The 19,975-nt window shown below is 29.0% G+C and carries 20 protein-coding genes; 2 read left to right on the top strand and 18 right to left on the bottom strand.

What is annotated here, in order from left to right:
* Nucleotides 1–76 precede the first annotated feature (76 nt).
* The 9 genes from OW730_RS14660 to OW730_RS14620 form a co-directional block, all read right to left on the bottom strand.
* Complete coding sequence (locus OW730_RS14660; protein ID WP_271224805.1) at nucleotides 77–736, bottom strand: hypothetical protein; 660 nt, start codon at nucleotides 734–736, stop codon at nucleotides 77–79.
* 263 nt (nucleotides 737–999) lie between these two features.
* Nucleotides 1,000–1,593, bottom strand: coding sequence for a GNAT family N-acetyltransferase (locus OW730_RS14655; protein ID WP_271224804.1), 594 nt, complete (start codon nucleotides 1,591–1,593; stop codon nucleotides 1,000–1,002).
* Nucleotides 1,594–1,866: a hypothetical protein gene (locus OW730_RS14650; protein ID WP_271224803.1), complete on the bottom strand. Its 273-nt coding sequence runs from the start codon at nucleotides 1,864–1,866 to the stop codon at nucleotides 1,594–1,596.
* Nucleotides 1,867–1,899: 33 nt separating this feature from the next.
* A complete protein-coding gene (locus OW730_RS14645) occupies nucleotides 1,900–2,187 on the bottom strand; it encodes a TIGR04076 family protein (protein WP_271224802.1) in 288 nt (95 codons plus the stop codon).
* A gap of 42 nt (nucleotides 2,188–2,229) precedes the next feature.
* Nucleotides 2,230–3,096 (bottom strand): C-GCAxxG-C-C family (seleno)protein, encoded by an 867-nt coding sequence (locus OW730_RS14640; RefSeq protein ID WP_271224801.1) that lies wholly within the window; start codon nucleotides 3,094–3,096, stop codon nucleotides 2,230–2,232.
* A 244-nt stretch (nucleotides 3,097–3,340) separates the two neighbouring features.
* The gene (locus OW730_RS14635; RefSeq protein WP_271224800.1) at nucleotides 3,341–4,546 is read right to left on the bottom strand and encodes an aspartate kinase; all 1,206 of its coding nucleotides are present in this window, start codon (nucleotides 4,544–4,546) and stop codon (nucleotides 3,341–3,343) included.
* 22 nt (nucleotides 4,547–4,568) lie between these two features.
* Nucleotides 4,569–5,846 carry a diaminopimelate decarboxylase gene (gene lysA / locus OW730_RS14630; protein ID WP_442945381.1) on the bottom strand — a complete coding sequence of 426 codons (1,278 nt, stop codon included), beginning with the start codon at nucleotides 5,844–5,846 and terminating at the stop codon, nucleotides 4,569–4,571.
* Nucleotides 5,847–6,024: 178 nt separating this feature from the next.
* Nucleotides 6,025–6,417, bottom strand: a complete 393-nt coding sequence (locus tag OW730_RS14625; protein ID WP_271224798.1) for a hypothetical protein — start codon at nucleotides 6,415–6,417, stop codon at nucleotides 6,025–6,027.
* Between the two features lie 159 nt (nucleotides 6,418–6,576).
* Nucleotides 6,577–7,566: a radical SAM protein gene (locus tag OW730_RS14620; RefSeq protein ID WP_271224797.1), complete on the bottom strand. Its 990-nt coding sequence runs from the start codon at nucleotides 7,564–7,566 to the stop codon at nucleotides 6,577–6,579.
* A 327-nt stretch (nucleotides 7,567–7,893) separates the two neighbouring features.
* Between OW730_RS14620 and OW730_RS14615 the strand changes: the two genes are divergently transcribed.
* On the top strand, nucleotides 7,894–9,105 hold the full coding sequence (locus OW730_RS14615) for an alanyl-tRNA editing protein (protein ID WP_271224796.1): 1,212 nt from the start codon (nucleotides 7,894–7,896) through the stop codon (nucleotides 9,103–9,105).
* Between the two features lie 127 nt (nucleotides 9,106–9,232).
* Here OW730_RS14615 and OW730_RS14610 read toward each other — a convergent pair whose 3' ends face one another.
* From OW730_RS14610 to OW730_RS14575, 8 genes are all read right to left on the bottom strand, one after another.
* On the bottom strand, nucleotides 9,233–10,423 hold the full coding sequence (locus tag OW730_RS14610; RefSeq protein ID WP_271224795.1) for a hypothetical protein: 1,191 nt from the start codon (nucleotides 10,421–10,423) through the stop codon (nucleotides 9,233–9,235).
* Between the two features lie 150 nt (nucleotides 10,424–10,573).
* Complete coding sequence (locus tag OW730_RS14605; protein WP_271224794.1) at nucleotides 10,574–11,296, bottom strand: amino acid ABC transporter ATP-binding protein; 723 nt, start codon at nucleotides 11,294–11,296, stop codon at nucleotides 10,574–10,576.
* Nucleotides 11,283–11,939, bottom strand: a complete 657-nt coding sequence (locus OW730_RS14600; protein WP_271224793.1) for an amino acid ABC transporter permease — start codon at nucleotides 11,937–11,939, stop codon at nucleotides 11,283–11,285. Before OW730_RS14600 ends, OW730_RS14605 begins: the two co-directional genes overlap by 14 nt.
* Before the next feature lie 10 nt (nucleotides 11,940–11,949).
* Nucleotides 11,950–12,753: an ABC transporter substrate-binding protein gene (locus tag OW730_RS14595; RefSeq protein ID WP_271224792.1), complete on the bottom strand. Its 804-nt coding sequence runs from the start codon at nucleotides 12,751–12,753 to the stop codon at nucleotides 11,950–11,952.
* A gap of 349 nt (nucleotides 12,754–13,102) precedes the next feature.
* Nucleotides 13,103–13,864 carry a GNAT family N-acetyltransferase gene (locus tag OW730_RS14590; RefSeq protein WP_271224791.1) on the bottom strand — a complete coding sequence of 254 codons (762 nt, stop codon included), beginning with the start codon at nucleotides 13,862–13,864 and terminating at the stop codon, nucleotides 13,103–13,105.
* Between the two features lie 87 nt (nucleotides 13,865–13,951).
* Nucleotides 13,952–14,239 (bottom strand): hypothetical protein, encoded by a 288-nt coding sequence (locus tag OW730_RS14585; RefSeq protein WP_271224790.1) that lies wholly within the window; start codon nucleotides 14,237–14,239, stop codon nucleotides 13,952–13,954.
* Nucleotides 14,240–14,299: 60 nt separating this feature from the next.
* On the bottom strand, nucleotides 14,300–15,397 hold the full coding sequence (gene tnpB, locus OW730_RS14580) for an IS200/IS605 family element RNA-guided endonuclease TnpB (RefSeq protein ID WP_333781218.1): 1,098 nt from the start codon (nucleotides 15,395–15,397) through the stop codon (nucleotides 14,300–14,302).
* A gap of 151 nt (nucleotides 15,398–15,548) precedes the next feature.
* Nucleotides 15,549–15,914 (bottom strand): DJ-1/PfpI family protein, encoded by a 366-nt coding sequence (locus OW730_RS14575; RefSeq protein ID WP_271224789.1) that lies wholly within the window; start codon nucleotides 15,912–15,914, stop codon nucleotides 15,549–15,551.
* 161 nt (nucleotides 15,915–16,075) lie between these two features.
* Here OW730_RS14575 and OW730_RS14570 point away from each other — a divergent pair, with 161 nt between their 5' ends.
* Nucleotides 16,076–17,368: a DDE-type integrase/transposase/recombinase gene (locus tag OW730_RS14570; RefSeq protein ID WP_271224788.1), complete on the top strand. Its 1,293-nt coding sequence runs from the start codon at nucleotides 16,076–16,078 to the stop codon at nucleotides 17,366–17,368.
* Nucleotides 17,369–17,860: 492 nt separating this feature from the next.
* Here OW730_RS14570 and OW730_RS14565 read toward each other — a convergent pair whose 3' ends face one another.
* Entirely contained in the window at nucleotides 17,861–19,831 is a 1,971-nt protein-coding gene (locus OW730_RS14565) for a cache domain-containing protein (RefSeq protein ID WP_271224787.1), read from the bottom strand.
* Between the last annotated feature and the right edge of the window lie 144 nt (nucleotides 19,832–19,975).

Here is a 19,975-nt window from a genome sequence, read left to right as displayed (position 1 = left end):
TCTTTTTAAAGAAGTGCCTACCAGGTATTTATCTTTATAAGACTATTGCGTACTTTGCATCTTTTCATATTTTTAGCTAATTAACTTTTATAATATTAGGATTCATGTATTTTTCATTATCAATAATAATATTGCTTTTTTCTTTAGGTGTGAATTTTTCTAAATAGATTTTTTGTACAGGAATATATTTTTCTTTGTATCTTTGTATAACTCTATCACCAAATAAGTCAGTATCTCTTTTCCTAGCTCTTTTTAACACTTCATCAAAAGAAATATCTATAAAGATTCTCAAATCAAAATACTTATCAAGCGGCTCTCTATAAAGTAATACCCCCTCAAATAATACTATGGTTTCCTTATCTATGATATATCTTTTGGTTATATCATACTCATCATTTTCTAGATTTAACAGTAGAAGTTCTTTATCTACCTTCCCACCTAAAGAAATTGATTTTAATAGTTCATTTTCAATTTTTTCTAGATTAAAAGCATTATTAAGATATGAATTGATGGGATCCTTTCCGCTATTTCTAACTTGTGATGGATTATGGAAATCGTCCATAAAAATTATCTGAGTTTTAAAACCTAATTCAGACAGATATTTAACAAGCTCTTTGGTAAATGTTGATTTACCCGAAGTGTCCACTCCATTTATCCCTACAAGAAGAGGCTTATGATTTTGTTTTTCCTTAGAAATTTTATTTGCTATAGCTTCGTAAAATTCATTTCTTTCCATAACACACTTACTCCCTCTCCCTAAACATATGTTTAGGTATTCTTATTCACATAGAGATTCTACAAAATAGACCACCGATTAATATTTCTATATTATTCAATATATTCCTTTTATAATCATTTTTAATCTAGATTTTTTATCTTATATTCAATATGCTTGAATAAAAAAACGACTTGATTATAAACAGTTTTAAATAAAATATAAAAGCTATTCCTTTAAGAGTAGGAATAGCTTCTTTTATAATCATTATTTTTCTTAATATATTACAATACTTCACTTAAACTTAGACATTCCTCTCTAAGAAGAGAAAACAACTCTATATCTTCATACTTTCCTTTACTAAAAACAGCTTGCCTCTTTAATCCCTCATACTTGAATCCTACTTTCTCAGCAACTTTGCGACTTGGTATATTTCCTACTGATACTTGAATCTCAAGGCGTTTAATTGGTTTTAGTTCAAATAAATATGCTGTGAATAGTCTGAGTGCTTCAGAGGTGTATCCTTTTCCTTTATCTTCATCTCTATATATTCTATAACCTACTTCATATCCTGGTAGATACCATACCCCTTTAAAATAAGATATTTCTCCTAACAATCTACCTTCTTTATTTGTAATAATCATTGTACCGAAAGTATCATTCCAACATCCTGTTTCTTGAAATCGTTTTTTGAAAGATGGTTCACTAGATAATCGAACATCCCAATACTCACCTCTTTGAGATAAATCACTAGTTAAACAAAATATTTCATCAATATCTTCTTGTCTCATAGTTCTTAAATTAATCAACTTTCCTTTTATCATAGTAGAATGTCCCCTTTCATCATTCAATGTAATTACGTAAAATGCCTTGTCCAATTAAATATGATTGATATATGCTATAACATCCTCAACAGTTCTTTCAAAAGTAGTGGATTTTACTAATCTGTATTTTTCTTTTCTATCCCCTGCAAATCTGCAAACAGTATAACTAATAAATATCTCTTTATTATTATTTAATTCTCTTAATCTTTCTAAGAAACGTAAAGCATCTTCCTCAAATTCGAATTTTAATATTTTACCATCATTAAAAAATTCTCTTAAATAATCTTTTTGACCTCTACTTACAATGTTCCATTTTATCATCCACATATTAATTTCTCCTTTATATAGTTAAATATTTTTTTAATCTTTAAGCTGCCATTTCTCTAAATCTTTTATCACTTCATCATATACTTCCCCTTGAATTAAAACTCTACCGTTATCAGGGCATCTCATTTGAAACTTTTTTGCTTTAGTGTTACCATAATCTAAATCTCCATTATTTAATAGAGTATATATACAAGGATACATACATTGCCATAACTCATGACAGATAGGTGGACAAATATCCTCCACAATATGAATATCACCTTTTTTATGATAATTACCTCTACACTTACTTTCTAATATTGTTAATTTGACTTTTGGCATAATGATTTTCTCCTAACCTTATTTTAAAATTAATACATTTTCTTATAAATTACTAATTTGCTCAATTGCCCATGCTTGATGTTCTAAAAGCATGTTGTTTTTTGCATCGTCTATTCTCAACCATGATAGGTTATGATCTTCTTCTTTTGCATCACATGCCTTTTCTAATAAATCAGCTTTGTAAAAGTATCCAATCCCTTTAATGTAACGTTTTAACTTTGGAGAATATTCGTATAGTACTGCTTTACAGATAAATCTATCTATTTCAATTTTATATCCTGTTTCCTCTATAATTTCTCTATGCAGGCACTCCTGTAGTGTTTCATTGATTTCTAACCCTCCACCTGGCAAAAAGTTCCCCCTACTAGTATTAATAACTGCTATATTTTTAGAATTGTCTACTATTAAAGCATATACAGCAACTCGCTCCTTATACTCTACATTTGGTACCTTTTCACCAAATTCCTTATTATCTAAACAAAGAAAATCCTCTAATATTTCAACAGCATCTACTATTACTTTAGGACATATAGTGTTAAATAATCCTCTGTCTTTAATAATTTGTAATTCTTCCTCATTAGAAATATCATGACCTAATAACTCCCTACAAATTATCGTATTATTTCTTTCTTTAAATCTATCAATAAAGTCTCTAGTATGTGAATAAGCTCTATCTTTTGAATCTAAATCATTTTCAATACAGTGTCCTTCCTTTAGACCAACTGCCATTATTGCTCCTGAAACAGCACCACATATTTCACCATTACGCAGTCCCCCACCAAAACCTGTTGAAACCTTTAATGCTATATTTTTATCTAGTCCAAATTCTTCACAAAATACACTAAAAACAGCTTGGCTACAATTAAACCCTTTATCAAATAACATTAAAGCTTCTTCTCGCTTATTCATAAAATAAACCTCCTAAATACATTACTCCATTTATAAAAAAAGATATAAACTCAATGATCTTAAACTTATATTACTTTATTATACAATAAACTCTTCTATTATGTAAAATAATCTACAATTGTATATTATTTGCTATATGAATTACTATATTGAACAAAAAAGGATAGCAAGAGCTATCCACTTTGTAGCTAAATCATATTTGACTGTAGGAACAACAATATATTGATAATATGAGATATATTTGCTACAAATTTAACGCTTTTGCCAATACGTTCACAGCCTTATCTCTATCACTTGAATCAATTGTATATGAAATGCTAATTTCTGAAGTTGTAACTTGTTTAAAATCAATATTATTTTCAGAAAACACTTTAAAAACCATTGCAGCTACACCAGATTGATTCATCATTCCTATACCAACAACTGAAATTTTGGATATATTAGACTCGAAATCCACATCAATTCCTTGAAGATCATTCTCTAATTCTTTAATTACTTCTTTTATTGTAAAAATATCATCTTTAGATGCTGTAAAAGATACATTTACATAATTATCATGTGGTGCAGTCTGACTTATCATATCAATATTCACATTATTTCTTGCTAAAACATCAAATATTAAGGCAATATTTTTAGAAGTATATTCTACTTTATTTATCGTAATCATTAATATATCATCTGTAACTGTTAGTCCAGTAATCGCTTTTTTCTCCATCTCTTTATCCTTCTCCTTAACATATGTTCCTTCCACATTTCCAGTGTTTATAGCCAGATAAATAGGAATTTTATATTTAAAAGCTATCTCAACTGCTCTTGTTTCTAGTACACCTGCTCCCATACTAGCCATTTCCATCATTTCTTCATAACTTATGGCCTTTAACTTTTTAGCATTTGGAAATATCCTGGGATCAACAGTGTAGACTCCATCAACATCAGTATAAATTTCACATGTACAATTTAGTTTTGCTGCTAACGCTACAGCAGTGGTATCTGATCCTCCACGCCCTAAAGTAGTTATATCTCCCTTTTCATTAACTCCCTGGAAACCTGCTACAACTACAATTTTTCCATAATCTAAATGAGTCTTAATTTTATCTGTCTCCACGAGTTTAATACGGTTCTTTGTATGAATTCCTTCAGTTACTATTCCAGCTTGAGATCCAGTTAATGAGATTGAGTCATATCCGTACTCTTTTAACGCCATTGATAGCAGCGCGATAGTAATCTGTTCTCCTGTTGAAAGTAACATATCCATCTCTCTTTTACATGGATTCTCCGTTATTGATTTTGCCATATCTACGAGCTTATCAGTTGTTTTACCCATTGCAGAAACAACAACTACTATATCATTACCTTCTTTTTTTCTCTCAGCTACTCTTTTGGCAACATTTTTAATCTTCTCAATATCACCTACTGAAGTTCCACCATATTTTTGAACTACTATCCCCATAGGATTCCCTCCTTTAATATCATCATAAATCATTTCTCAAAATGTCCTCATAGGTTTCTCTTTTAACTGCTAATTTAGCTTCTCTGTTCTTTACAAAAACTACTGCTGGTCGAGGGATTCTATTATAATTACTAGACATGCTATAGTTATAGGCACCAGTACTCATAACAGCAAGGATATCTTTTCTCTCAACTTTTGGCAACTTAATGTTTTTAACTAATATATCACCAGATTCGCAGCATTTTCCTGCAACTGTATATAAATTTTTATTTTCCTCGTTCATTTTATTAGCAACTACAGCATCATATTTTGCTCCATATAGCGCTGTTCGAGGATTATCCGTCATACCACCATCTACAAATATGTAATTTATACCACCAAATGTATTCTTTATTCCACCAACTTCATATAATGTAATTCCCCCATTAGCTATGATTGCTCTTCCAGGTTCAATCATAACTTTTGGTATATTAAGACCTAGCTCATTAATTTTATCACTTATTATTTTCAGCATGCCCTTTAGACAGGATTCAACATTAATTGGTTCATCCTCATAGGAATAATATACCCCAAACCCTCCACCTAGATTTAATTCCTCTGTTACGAAATTACACTCATTTTTAATTTTTTTTATAAAATCAAGCATTACTAAAGTTCCCTGATGAAAGAAATTTTCCTCAAATATTTGTGAGCCTATATGACAATGAAATCCTTTCAATGTGACCCTGCTGCTATGCTGAAATTTCTTCACAAACTCATAAATATCTTTACTAAAAATCGATTCTCCAAATTTTGAATCGTTTTTAGATGTCTGAATATACTCATGTGTATGTGCTTCAATTCCAGGATTAACCCTTAATAAGACATCTATTTTTTTATCTAATCTATCACATAGATCTTCTAATAAATCTAATTCGTTAAGATTATCTACTATTATTCTTCCTACTCCAGTTTCAAGGGCCATTTTTAGTTCATTTTCAGTTTTATTATTACCATGCATATATATTTTTTCAGCAGGAAAACCAGATTTAATAGCAGTATATAATTCTCCTCCTGATACAACATCTAGAGAAAGCTTCTCTTCATTTATTAATCTACATATTTCCATATTTAAGAAGGCTTTAGAGGCGTATATAACTTCAGTTTCAATTCCATTCAATATAAAATTTTCCTTGAATTCTCTGCAATTTTCTCTTACAAATTCTTCATCAACTACATATAAAGGGGTTTTATATTCCTGAACAAGCTCAATTGAATCAACTCCACCAATTTCTAAATTTCCTTTTTTGTTTATTTTCATGGTTCCAAATAATCGCATGTATCTCACCTCATCATAAGTTATATCTATACTTATTCTTAACTTAAGATACATTTATATTTATAAATATTTAATTTTATAAATATAAAAAGAGTTATCCAAAGATAAACTTAATGCCTATCTATAGATAACTCTTATGTAATACATGTTGATATAATTTTTAAATTTCAGTGTTAAAGTAATCTTTTAATATTTCCTTATGTTCAGGGATAATGTCCATATCTTCTAACTTATTTTCCCCTATCCATGTGTTCTTAACAAAATCTTTATGTAATGTGATTCTTTCTTTCAACTGACCAGTATATATTCTTAAGATATCACCAGTTTCCTCATCAAGTACATAATCCTTAATAGCTGTTTTATTGAAGAGTATTGAACTTATATTCTTTTTTATCATTTTTTCAATACTTTTATCTTCAGTTGATCTTCCACTAACTTCAACTTCTAAAAGCTGCCACATTTTAGGTTCTGTACGCTTCCCCTTTTTTTGAACTAAAAATACGTTTTTAAAATCGTCTTTAATTATTACAATACACTTTTTAGCTTTTTCCATCTTACTCCCCCACTTCACTACGAGAAATTATATATATTTCTATTATAATACAAACTTCGTAAAAGAAAAAGTGAATTCTTACAATTTTTGCAGTGCTTGAACCATTATTTGTTTAATTTAGTCGATTTCTAAAACATTTATTACCAAAAATAATCTAATTTAATTGTTATTTGCATAAGCTTTTTCAATTAAATTATTCATAAGTACATCATAGTTTACCATACCTTTATCTTTTGCAATCTTTAATATTTCTTTGTCAACTTCTCTAAGAGTATCAATATATTTGATTAACCTATCATCCATATCAACCTCTATTCCTTCTAAAGCAGAACCATAGCTAACAGGGTTGTTCAACACAAATGAAAAACTTTTTTCTCCATCAGGTCTAACAACTAAGCATCTATAATCAAGAGAATATAGTTCCTTATCTTTGAAATATTCAATTTCCTTATTTACCTCTTCATAAGTGAATAAGTTAGAGTGTTCTATCAACTCTCCATATTTCTCTTTTAATTTATTATATTTGTCATAGAATCTACTATAATCCTCTTCTTTTATTACTAACTTTTCATATAAATAATCATCTTTTTTAATTCCTAAATTTGTGATTGGTGTAAATTTTATCGTTCCATTGATTTCCGAAAGATTATCTACAATATATTCCATCTTATCTATATACTCTTTAGCTAATGTAATCTGAATATACACCTTAATATTGTACTTTTCGAAGAGTTTTAAACATCTTAGAACATTATTATAACCTTTACTATTTGAAATATAATTATGTTCTTCTTCATTACTTCCTAATATACTTGTGTGTATAACATCTAAACACTTATATGCTCCAAGTTTTTTTATCTTTTCTTCATTTAGTGCCAAGCAATTTGATGCTACATTGAACTTCAAATTATTTTCCTCTATACAATCTAATATTTCAAAAATATCCTTTCTTGCAAATGGTTCTCCACCTGTTAGTACTACGTACCATCCCCCTTGATTTTTAAAGTCAGTAATTATTTTCTTGATTTCTTGTGTATTCATTGGATACAATTCCTTCTCTGAACTACAATCAAGATAACAATGCTTGCAGCTTTGATTACAGAAGTGTGTGATTTCAATGTAAAGCACTTTAAAATTAATTTTTTTCATGTGTATATCCCCCAATTATTTAGTCAAATTTCATGTGAACAACATATTAGTCATATATGATTAATATGTACAAAAAATAAACTCCGTAAGAGTTCATTTATAAAATATCATAATATTTACATTAATGTCAAACTGAGATTATAAATGAAATAATATTAAAAATAGGAAACTATCTTAATTGATTTTTGTCTCATCTTTAAAAGATATCCTGAAATTTTCATATTGATTAAACTTATTAAATACATAGGATATTCCCACAATTTAAGCTATAATATATTGTATATATAAATTATGTTAAATACTTTACTTTTGAAGGAGTTGTACATATTGCCAAAAACTTATTTTGATAATCCATATAAAAAAGAATTTACAGCTGAAATTATAAATGTACTTGAGAAAGATAATAAGTATCACGTTGAATTAGATGAAACTTATTTCTATCCACTATGTGAAGAGCAGCCATGTGATACTGGCTCCATTAACGGTGCTCCAGTACTTTATGTATATGAAGAGAATGAAAAAATTTATCATGTAGTTGAAGTAAAACCCATAAAAATTCACAAAGTCAAATGTACCATTGATTGGGATAAGAAGTTTGACTATATGCAGCAGCATCTAGGACAGCATCTTATATCAGCTTCTTTATTAGAGCTATTCAACGGAAATACTGTTAAAGTTCATATAGGAGATGACGAGTCTTATATTGAGATTGATAGGATAATTGGAAATGAGGAAGTAAAAAAAGCTGAAGAAATGGTTAATAAAATTATTTTAGATAATATCAAGGTAGAAATATTATATCCTACAAAATCAGAATTAAAGAAATTAAAACTAAAGAATATTGATAAAAAAGCTGGAGGAAAAATTAGAATTCTAAAAGTTGGAGATGTTTGTTCAATTCCTTGTAATGGAATCCATCCTAATTCAACTATTGAATTGCAAGCTTTCAAAGTTACTAAATCTGCTCCTCAAGGAGCTAATACAAGAATTTATTTCCTTTGCGGTTCAAGAGCAGTTTCTAACTTTATTAGTAAATATGAATCACTGGAAAAAATCTCAATGCTTTTAAAATGTTCAGATAGTAATGTTCTTGAAGAAGTTGAAAGTTTAAAAAACGATCTTAAAAAAGCGCTTTCAGAAAAGAATTTATTAAAAACACAAATTGCTGAATACGAAGTTCAAAATATGATTAATTCATCTGAGAATATTGAAGATATAAATGTTATTAAACTAATAGATGATAAGGTTGATGTAAAACATGCAAATCTTCTTGCATCAAAGTTAACTAGTTATCCAAATGTAATTGTATTATTTGGAGTAAGATCAGATGATAAAGCTCAGCTAATATTCTCATGTACCAAAAATCTTAAAATTATTAGCATGAACAAACTTTTAAAGGATGCAATTACCTTAATTGATGGTAATGGCGGAGGAAGTGACTTCTCCGCACAAGGTGGAGGAAAAAACAATAACAATCTAGATTCTACTCTTGATTATGCTTTTAATAAAGTTAAAAGTGCTATATTAGGAAATTCATAGTTACTATTTTTTAATATAAAAAAATAACTCCCTTGCCAATTATGGTACGGGAGTTTATTTTTATAGTTTTTATTTCATAAGTTCTTTAAAAACTTTAATAATTTCAGTATAAAACTCTTTAATTAATTTATTTCCCCCACAAGTTCAATCTTTCAGTTCTATTCTCATAAATCCACTCGTATCCATATGATACTTGGATATATTTAATTTTCCATGAATCCTTTTTAGAAAAAACAGTTTCAACTCTAACAGGAATTTCAAACTCTTCCCCCTGATTCTCTACCATAAGTACAGATGATATATGCCTTAGAATTGTTAAATATTTGTTTTTAATATCACCATTGCTGTTTATTATATTCTTACTTTCATTTAGTAAAGATCGAAGTAAGTTTTCTTTAGATATTTTAGTTTTAACTGTAGCTAATGTTAAAGTCCACGCTGTATTATTTTCAGAATTTATAAGAGAAGATTCTATATCTAGATTAAGTTCATGCCATATATCTTTTAAGTAATTAAGAGTCTTAATACATTCTTCCTCATTTGTAACTAATTTCCCTTCAGGAGAAATTATCAATGTTCTCTCTTTATCAAACAACTTACTATAAATTATTGTTCCATCCAACTCATTTTGATTCCAATGATTTTGTAAAGAACTTAATAAACTTTCAATTTCATAAGTTTCGCCATAACAATACTCTTTAAAATTCTTTAATTTCTCTTTTGCTTTTGTGTTCTCATCTTCTCTCATATACAAATAATCTGGAACATTAAGTGTTGATATAGAGAATTGCATCTGTTTAAATTTCCACCTATTTTCATACTTTTTTAGTAAGCCTGTAATTATTACGGGTAAATACTGTTCACTTTTTTCAACATTGCTTATTCCCCATTGTGTTAGAATCCAATTAAGTAATATAGTTTTACTTTTTAATTCTCTTGAATCTAAATTATCAAAATTAATTTGATCAAAAATAAATTCTTTGTGCGATTCCAATTTCTCAATATCAAAATTAAGCTCTAGCTTTACACTTCCTTTTAATGCTACAAAAGCAATATCTTCACCTAAGTTCATTATTATTGGATTGTTTAAATCACAACATACATCTCCCCAATATTCCCAATCCCCTTCAATTAATTCTTTTACTTCATCAAAACCTAAACAAACTTCCCCTGGACTTGTACCCATTACTCTTAAATCAGCATCTCTTGTAAACAGTTCTTCAGTATATGCCTCTGCATTCTTTAAATTTCTTTCAGTATACCCCTTTTGAAACTTATATAGAACTTCCATAATTTCTTTGTGAAAAATACTCTCCATAATTAATACCCCCATATCATTTTTACTCATCTAAATCAATTTTACCATATTAATACAATACTTATGGCTCAAGAACAATACATAATGAAAAATGAGCAATTTCCTGAAAAATAAAAAAACAAGCTTAAAAAGATTATTCTCTTAAGCTTGTTATAATACCTTATTTAAAAATTCTTTAGTTCTATTATGTCTAGGATTATTGAATATTTCACTTGGCGTTGCTTCTTCAATGATATTCCCTTGATCCATGAAAATTACTCTATCCCCTACTTCTCTTGCAAATCCCATTTCATGAGTTACAATTACCATTGTCATTCCCTCTGCAGCTAACTCCTTCATTACACTTAAAACTTCTCCTACCATTTCAGGATCTAATGCTGAGGTTGGTTCGTCAAAAAGCATAACTTCTGGTTCCATAGCTAAAGCTCTAGCTATTGCCACACGCTGTTTTTGTCCCCCTGAAAGTGAAGATGGATATGCTTCAGCTTTATCTCCTAATCCTACTTTATTGAGAAGTTCATAAGCATTTTTTTCAGCCTGAGTCTTTTCAACTCCCTTTACTTTTATTGGAGCTATTGTGATATTCTCTAATACGGTTTTATGAGGAAACAAATTAAACTGTTGAAAAACCATACCCATATTTTCTCTTATACTATTTATATTAGTGTTCTTATCAACTATATTGGTTCCTTGAAATTCTATTTTGCCATCTGTTGGCTCTTCTAATAGATTTAAGCATCTTAAAAAGGTACTTTTCCCTGAACCAGATGGTCCAATAACTACAACAACTTCACCTTTATCTATTTGATTATTTATTCCTTTAAGTACGTGATTTTTCCCGAATTTTTTATGCAAATTACTAATGTGAATCAACTCTTTTTAGCCTCCCTTCAGCTATTCCTAATAACTTAGAACATGTAAATGTAAGTATGAAATACATTAAAGCTACAATTATCAATGGTTCAAAAGGTCTGAATATATTTCCTCTAACAGTATTAGCCTTATACATAAGTTCATGTATCCCTATTACTGAAACTATTGATGATTCCTTAATAATAGTTATAAATTCATTCCCTAGTGCAGGTAAAATATTTTTAAATGCTTGAGGTATTATTATTTCCTTCATAGTTAAGGAATTTGACATACCTAAACTTCTAGCAGCCTCTGTTTGACCTTTATCAACTGCATTTATTCCAGCTCTTATTACCTCTGCTACATATGCTCCACTGTTTAGGGAGAGAGTTACAATACCAGCTAGTATATCTGGCAACTCAATCCCTATTACTGGAAGCCCGTAATAAACTATATATAATTGAACAAGTATCGGTGTACCTCTCATAAACTCTATATAAGATGTAGATATAAATTTAACAAGCTTATTAGAAGATAACTTCATTAAACTTAATACTAATCCTAAAGCAGTTCCAAATAGTACAGTAAATAACGCTATTATTAATGTGTTTTTTCCTCCCTCTAAAAAGAAGGTATAATACTTTGGTAAGAAACTAAAATCCATTTTTCTCCTCCTAATCTTCTAAAAGATTATTTGCTTCAACAATAAATTCGTTGATTTTTCCTTCTGCAATTAATTTATCTATTGTTTTATTAATTGCCTCTATAAGCTCATCAGATCCTTTAGCGGCTGCAACAGCAGAACCTAGTTCTTCTGAATTAACATCAAATTTCATATCAGTAATCATTAAATCTTGGTTTTTCTCAACATAAGCTTCAGCCACAGGATTCTCAATTACTATAGCATCAACTTTTCCGTGCTTTAATTCAAGTATTAAATCTGTAATTTTTGTTAAGCTTTTAAACTCAGCTTCCTTAATTTGTTCAGTAACTAAAGCTTCTTGTACAGATCCTTTTTGAACTCCGATTTTTTTTCCTTTTAAATCTTCTAAAGTAGATATCTTGTCCATATTTTCTTTATTGATTAAAATATTATTAACAGCTGTATAATAAATCTTTGAAAAATCAACATTCTCAGCTCTCTCTGGTGTAGGTGTCATACCAGCTATAATAATATCAATTTTCCCTGTAACTAATGCTTCTAACAATCCATCAAAGCTCATATCTTTAATCTCAAGTTCCATGTCTAAATCTTCTGCAATTGCTTTTGCAATATCAATATCAAAACCTACTATAGTATCTTTGCCGTCTATCTCTTTATGAAACTCATATGGAGCATAGTCAGCGCTTGTACCTAATACTAATTTTGCTTTTTTATTTTCTCCCTCAACACTTACTTCTTTACCACATGATGATAAAGAGAACATTACCATTCCAACAATTAATAAACTTAATAACTTTCCATAAATTCCTTTCATTTTTACTCCTCCTATGTTTTGTGTTCTTCATGTAAATGATTATACACAAAATACGCATAAATATGCAAGAGTTTTTTTACTGGTATTTTATTCATAGTTAAATCATTATCATCAAAAACAGCTTTGCAAGCCACTTCCCCTTTATTCAATCGTAATAAAAATAATTTTATAATAGAATTTAAGGTATATGTTTTTATGCATATTCTTTCGTATATACTGCATATACATTCATTCCCTTCAATATGATGAGTCTATTATTTTAGAATTACTTATAGTATTTCCTATTTGAAATTTATATAGAAATATAAGTAAAGGGAATCTTTAGTAAGATTCCCTTTAATACAATAAACTAATCGATTACTTCCTTTGGAGTTCCTGCAATTATTCCAAACCAAGAAACTATTCCCATTTCAACAAAACCACATTTCTTTGCAAGACCTGGTGATTTTTTATTTCTAGTAACAATCTGAAGATAAGGAATTCGCCCTATTTCAAGTGTCTTATGTGCTAAATCAACGGCAGTGTCAACTGCGTAACCCTTTCTTCTATGTTCTTCTTTTGTATACATTATTCCCATGGAATTATCATCATGAGTCAAAACCCAACAGACGATTTCATCATTTATATATAGTGCTGAAGATGGTCTGTTCTCAATATCTTTTTTTATTGCATCAATACTTCCAGGATTTCTAAATTCATAGAATTCATCAATAATTTCTGCATCTTTAATATCTACATTTTGCACTTCATTTTTTATTAATTCTAAATTTAGATTTTCTTTTGGCATATAGTATAGATAACATGGATTCTCCCAATGAACTTGATACTTTTCTTGAATTTTCTTTGCTATAGTTTCCTCTACTCCTGAAAATCCATAGTAACCATCTTTAATGAAATTATCACAAACTTCATCAATAAAACTATCTTCTTTAGAATAAATATAATTAAAATAATCTTTTTTAATAAATACACCTTTAGGATTTTCCACATTATCTATGTATATCTCTGCTTCAGGTACATTTTCAATTATCCCTAGCATATTTAAGTTTATTAACAAATCCTTTTCTAAAAACTCTTTAATAGCCTTAGATTTTTCTGTTTTTATAACCATAAAGCCTCCCCTTTTCCCAAGTTTCAATGGCAAATCAATAAGGGCATTCAATGAGTTTTCAACTCACAAATGACCCTATTTGATAACTTATAAACCTTTATAATGCTTAGCAAATGTTTCTTTATCAGCGTTATTATCTGCCCCTTCGAAAGCTTCGAAATAATCAAGAATTTCCATGGAAAAGTCAATAAAAGCATTTCCTACAGCAGTAACAATGTTCTTATCTCTCACAACTTTTTCACTTAGAAAGTTTTCTCTAGGAAAGAAATCTTCTACACCCTGTGATTTAAGATGTTCAGCTGGTGAACTCTCCCTCCACTTACTCACGCTGAAGTGGGGGCTTCTTGGTATATCCAAGAACTTTTCCTGCTTCACAGATTTCGCAATCTACTTTCTCCACAGGCTATCCCCGTAAGACCTACGGTTCTTATTTTTTTAGGCTATTTCTAATAACCCTTTCTTTAAGATATTCCTACTGGCATTTATATCCCTATCATGAATGCTATCGCATTTAGGACATTTCCATTCTCTTATATGCAGTGGCATTTCATCTAAAACATGACCACAATTATTGCATGTTTTAGATGATGGATACCATCTATTTATTTTATGAATTTTTCTTCCATGCCATTTTGCTTTATAATCTAGAATAGTAACAAATTTATACCAACTTACATCTGAAATACTTTGAGCTAATTTATCATTCTTCATCATATTTTTAACTGATAAATCTTCAAGAATTATAACTTGATTATCGCTTATAATTCTTTTAGATAACTTATGGATGAAGTCTAATCTTTGATTAGATATACGTTCATGTAGTCTAGCAACCTTTATTCTTTGCTTATTCCAATTGTTACTGTCTTTTTCTTTACTACTTAATTTTCTTTGTTCCTTTGCCAATTTATCTAATGACTTTTTTAGATACTTAGGATTTTGAATCTTTTCACCATTTGATAATATTGCAAAATGACATAACCCTAAGTCTATACCAACATTCCCCGATACTTTTTTTAATGACTCTATCTTTGTTTCAACACATATAGATACAAAATATTTACCACTTGATGTTTTAGAAACAGTAGCGTTTATTACTCTATCTTCAACATATCTATGAATTTTTGCATTAACATATTTCAATTTAGGCAGTTTTATTTTATCTTTTTTTATTTCAATATTGTTATTCACAAAATTACTTGTATATGATTTATAGTTTTCTCTTTTACTTTTGAATTTTGGTCTGTCTGCTCTACCTTCAAAGAAATTTTTGAATGCAGCATCAAGATTTCTTAGTGACATCTGCAGTGATGTACTATCAACTTCTTTAAGCCACACAAGTTCTTTTTTCATACTTGGTAATTGATTTTGTTGTTCTGTATATTTCATACATCTTTTTTCAGCTTTATATATTTCATTCCTTTGGTTTAAGAAATGATTATATACATATCTTGAACAACCAAAAGATTTTTCAATAATCTCTATTTGATTTTCATTTGGATATATTCTGAATTTATACGCTTTGTTGATTTTCACTGCTTTCAACACCTTTACTTTTGAATACAATACTAATGAATCTCAAGAACATTCATTCTTATTATTTCACGTTTATGATTTTTTATCCATGTAAAAGTATTAAGATTACGCATTCATCTCCCACTTATAGAAGATGGGAGACTTCTGCTAGTTATGTTAAAGTTGTGGTATATTTCTTATCATTTAATACTCCAGCTCTTGCTAAGAATTTTGGACCAGCGCATATAGCAGCAAGCATTTTATCACCTTTATTTAGCTTTTGAATTAATTCCGTTAACTCCGTTTTTTGTTCATCTCCCCATCCACCTGGAATAATTAAGCCATCAATATCATCAAAATCCAGAGCCTCTTTCACAGTGGCATGTGGAAGATACTTAAATCCTGGTCTACTCTGAACAGCTTTATTCTTATAAGCAATTGTAACTAATTCTTTCTTAAGCCATGAAATAGCTGTTCCTGGTAATGTCATTTCAAAATCTGCCATATCATCGTAAATAAAACATAGAATTTTCCCCATAAAATCCCCGGTATTGTCAAAAGTTTTAATGGTACTTCCGACGTAACCCCTTTATTTTCAATACTTTATCTATATTAGACTTGCCCCCTCCCTCTAAAGGTGTTAATTTTAGTTTGCGAAAAGAAAATATATCACCAAAGATAAGGAGGCAAGCTTTTAACATGATTAATTCATTTTTAGTTTTGTATATTGTTTTTCTTAAACAAGTTATAAACCTACTAATTATTTTATTGACCGGAAAAGGACTTAATAAGATTCCCAACTCGGATCCTTTAAATAAACCTTTCAGAGACTTCCAAATAGATGATAAGCCAATAATCGTGAAACCTGAAAGGTTTAATTACACAGAACTCCTAGCGGAGCACCATAAACTTAAAGGCAAGCAATTAGCTCCTGTTAGACCTCAAAAAGGACGTTCTCACGTAGATTCTAAAATCAGCTGTCCTAAATGTTCTGCTCCAAATATTTATCTATACGATAATAATGGTGGACGAGGACAATGTAAATGCAAAGTTTGTTCCACTAAATTTAATCCTAAAAACCTTTATGATAAACAGGTAAGGTTTAAGTGTCCCCATTGTAATAAATTTCTAGATAGCATAAAAAATCGTAGTAATTTTACCATTTACAAATGCAGAAATAACAACTGTTCTTTTTATAAAAATAACCTAAAGTCTATGACAAAAGAGGAACGTCAAGCATTTAAAGAAAAACCCTATGATACTAAAGTTAGATATATATTTAGAGAATTTGATTTTGATTTAGCCTCTCTAAAGGGCGATAGTCCTGTGCAAAGTAACATCTCATTATCTAAGATGTATTCCTCATCTCATGTATTTGGCTTGATAATGACTTACTACGTAAATTACGGACTATCTTCAAGAAAAACAGCAGCCATAATGAGAGAAGTTCATGGTGTAAAGATATCGCATCAAACTGTTTTAAACTATGCAGAAGCTGCTTCAGTTTTGCTAAAACCAATGTTGGACAACTATCCATACAATCCAACAGAATCTATATGTGGTGACGAAACATACATTAAGGTTAATGGTAAATGGAACTATATATGTTTCTTCTTTGATGCTGTTAAAAAGATAATTCTCTCGTATAGAGTTTCGCCTCATCGCGATACTTTCTTAGCTTGTAGAGCCATCTACGATGTTATCACTAAGTACGAAAAGCTTCCTGATAGCCTTAAACTAGTAGTCGATGGTAATCCAATATATCTGTTAGCAGAAGTTTTCTTCGCTAATAATGATATTAATTTCGATATCGTACAAGTAATTGGACTTACAAATGATGATGAAGTTTCTGCTGAATATCGTCCTTTAAAACAGATTATAGAACGATTGAACAGAACCTTTAAGAGAAGTTATAAGACTACTAATGGCTACAATAGCTCAAATGGCTCTATAACTCATATAATTCTTTTTTGTACATACTTCAATTCTTGAAACCTCCTGCAAGCTTAGAACAAAAAGTTCCTGTAATAATTCCAGAACTTGAAGAGTTGGAAACTATGCCTGCACGTTGGTGCAAATTAATGAAATTAGCTGAGTCATACTGCCAATCTTAATATCGCATTATTTTAAAATCGACCTATACATAGGTTTGTTTGCCATACCCTTTTTTAGAATCACACATCCCTATCGGGATAAAAAATATTAATCATTTCAATTTCTCGGAGAGAAATATCCTTCGTTTTCCATTTTCAATTTTCCATTCTCAACTAAATTAATCTTCTTGTCTTTAAATCCTTATATTCCTTATCAATTTTCATATACTTTTGACACTACCAAATCCCCTTCCTCTTAATAAAATATTATTGAAATTTTTACCTATACATCTATATTATCTCATTAAAATTCATATGTCCAAATATTTTTATAATGTAAATCGGCATTTAATTATAACCTAATATCAAAAAAAGCACGGAAGCCCGTACTTTAATTGATTTCTATTCTATTCCTACCATTTTCTTTAGCTTTATATAATAACTTGTCTGCTTCTTCAATATAATCTGTCACATTCTTATCAATTGTATTTGCATCAACTTCTACTATTCCTGCACTAAAAGTAATCTTTAGCTTTTCATCTTCATCCCACTTAAACTGTTCAAAAGAATTTTTTATTCGCTCTATTATTTTAAATGCTATTGTTTTATTAGTGTTTGGTAGAATAATTATAAATTCCTCCCCACCATATCTCCCAATAAAATCAGTATTTCTTAAATTGTCTGTGAAAATTGTACATAATTCTTTTAGTACCTTATCTCCAAAGATATGACCATATGTGTCATTTAGTGTTTTGAATTTATCTACATCTAAAAGTACAACTGATGTAGAATTTCCAATTTCTTTAACAATTTCAATTTCTGAGTTTAATTGAGTTAAAATAAATCTTCTATTATATACATTTGTAAGTTCATCTGTCATAGCTTTATGTTTTAAAGTCTCTTCATAAAGCCTTCTTTTTGTTAAATCTCTAGCATATGCTATGAATTTCTTTTTTCTTTTTATTTTTATACTTTTAATATGAAGATCTACAGGCATTGTCTTATTATTTTTATCTTTAATATAGGTTTCTAAATTGTTCTCAATAATTCCTTCATTAAATAAAGGTGACATGATTATATCTTTAAAATTTAGTCTATTTATTTCATTTTTATTATATGAAATCATTTGTAAACCCTTATGATTACATTCAATTATTTTACCACTTGCTTCTAAAATAAATATCCCATCTTCAGATAGATTAGTCAAAATTTCATATATCTTTTCTTCTTCTTTTATACCACGTTCTGCCCATTTTAGTAAGTATACTTGGATAAATGAAATAATTAATCCAATTAAAAATATTATTAGAGAAATTTTAAAAACTGCTAATCTAATTTCTTTTTTTAGCTTTTCCTTTTTAATCTCAAGAGTTTTTTCAATATCATCTGTATACGCCCCAGTACCTAAAATCCATTTCCAATCCTGAATTCCTTTAACAAAGGTAATTTTGGGATATACTCCTTCTTCATCGGGTTTAGGCCAAACATATTCAACATATCCTTGACCAAAAGCATCAATTACTTTTTTCTCTTCCTTATGAATCTCTACATTATTAATATCTTTAATATTGCTAATATCTTTACCTACAAGATCATCTTGGGCGAATACCAATGCTGTTCCATCATAGGTTGTTACAAAGAAATATCCACCATTTCTATATCTTATTTTAGAAATTCTTTCTAACACTTCTTTTTTTACAATTTCCTCCACATCGTCTATATAAAGACCTGTTCCAATATACATATCAAGTGGTTTAAAGTACTTTACATAAGATATCTTCCTGTAATTATTTCCAGTTATGTCAGGTTTTGTCCATGTATACTCATAAAAACCTTCTCCTTGCTTTTCCACTAATTCAATTATATCCTTTAAAACATAAACTCCATCACTATTTTGAAAGTTTATTAAATTATGACCATCCAAATTAGGACCTGGAGAATTTAAGATGCCTGTCCCATCTAATCTATTTGCAAAATAATAACCAGTACCATTATTAAATCTAATGTCACATAACGCATCTTTAATTAATTTATCTATTTCCTCTTGAGTTTTATTTTTATTGTTATCATAAATATTACTAACTATACTTATAGCTTCATATACTCTTTCCTTAATTTCTTTTTTTAATCTTTCCTCTGTCATAGATTTGTGATATTCAATAAAATCATAAACTCTATATACTTCATCTCTTATTAACTCTCTATGTTCTGCATAATATGCTTCTCTAAGAACTTCAGCATCTTTATTGAATTTAATATATGACATTTGAAAAACAAAACTTGCTAAGATAATTATTATTAATAAACTGAATATTATTGAAAGAAAACTTGAGATTCTTTTTACTTTTGTTGATAATTTCATCAAAACACCTCTTAAGATATTTTATTATCTTTAGTATACCACATAATTACTAAAGTTGTACGTAACCCAAATTTTACTATGTATGAATGACTAACATTCGTTATACATCAGTTAACTAAAATAAAAAGAAGCATGCAAGGAATA

It is taken from the genome of Oceanirhabdus sp. W0125-5, from assembly GCF_027938815.1.
Taxonomy (GTDB): domain Bacteria; phylum Bacillota; class Clostridia; order Clostridiales; family Clostridiaceae; genus Oceanirhabdus.
Note: the sequence above shows the minus strand (reverse complement) of the source record. Positions and strands in the feature narration are given on the sequence as shown.

Bases quoted from the DNA above. Each gene is read 5' to 3' on its own strand.
- OW730_RS14660 (WP_271224805.1), bottom strand. From the start codon at position 736: ATGGAAAGAAATGAATTTTACGAAGCTATAGCAAATAAAATTTCTAAG.
- OW730_RS14650 (WP_271224803.1), bottom strand. From the start codon at position 1,866: ATGTGGATGATAAAATGGAACATTGTAAGTAGAGGTCAAAAAGATTAT.
- OW730_RS14645 (WP_271224802.1), bottom strand. From the start codon at position 2,187: ATGCCAAAAGTCAAATTAACAATATTAGAAAGTAAGTGTAGAGGTAAT.
- OW730_RS14640 (WP_271224801.1), bottom strand. From the start codon at position 3,096: ATGAATAAGCGAGAAGAAGCTTTAATGTTATTTGATAAAGGGTTTAAT.
- OW730_RS14635 (WP_271224800.1), bottom strand. From the start codon at position 4,546: ATGGGGATAGTAGTTCAAAAATATGGTGGAACTTCAGTAGGTGATATT.
- lysA (WP_442945381.1), bottom strand. From the start codon at position 5,846: ATGAAAATAAACAAAAAAGGAAATTTAGAAATTGGTGGAGTTGATTCA.
- OW730_RS14625 (WP_271224798.1), bottom strand. From the start codon at position 6,417: ATGGAAAAAGCTAAAAAGTGTATTGTAATAATTAAAGACGATTTTAAA.
- OW730_RS14620 (WP_271224797.1), bottom strand. From the start codon at position 7,566: ATGAAAAAAATTAATTTTAAAGTGCTTTACATTGAAATCACACACTTC.
- OW730_RS14610 (WP_271224795.1), bottom strand. From the start codon at position 10,423: ATGGAGAGTATTTTTCACAAAGAAATTATGGAAGTTCTATATAAGTTT.
- OW730_RS14600 (WP_271224793.1), bottom strand. From the start codon at position 11,939: ATGGATTTTAGTTTCTTACCAAAGTATTATACCTTCTTTTTAGAGGGA.
- OW730_RS14595 (WP_271224792.1), bottom strand. From the start codon at position 12,753: ATGAAAGGAATTTATGGAAAGTTATTAAGTTTATTAATTGTTGGAATG.
- OW730_RS14590 (WP_271224791.1), bottom strand. From the start codon at position 13,864: ATGGTTATAAAAACAGAAAAATCTAAGGCTATTAAAGAGTTTTTAGAA.
- OW730_RS14575 (WP_271224789.1), bottom strand. From the start codon at position 15,914: ATGGGGAAAATTCTATGTTTTATTTACGATGATATGGCAGATTTTGAA.
- OW730_RS14570 (WP_271224788.1), top strand. From the start codon at position 16,076: ATGATTAATTCATTTTTAGTTTTGTATATTGTTTTTCTTAAACAAGTT.
- OW730_RS14565 (WP_271224787.1), bottom strand. From the start codon at position 19,831: ATGAAATTATCAACAAAAGTAAAAAGAATCTCAAGTTTTCTTTCAATA.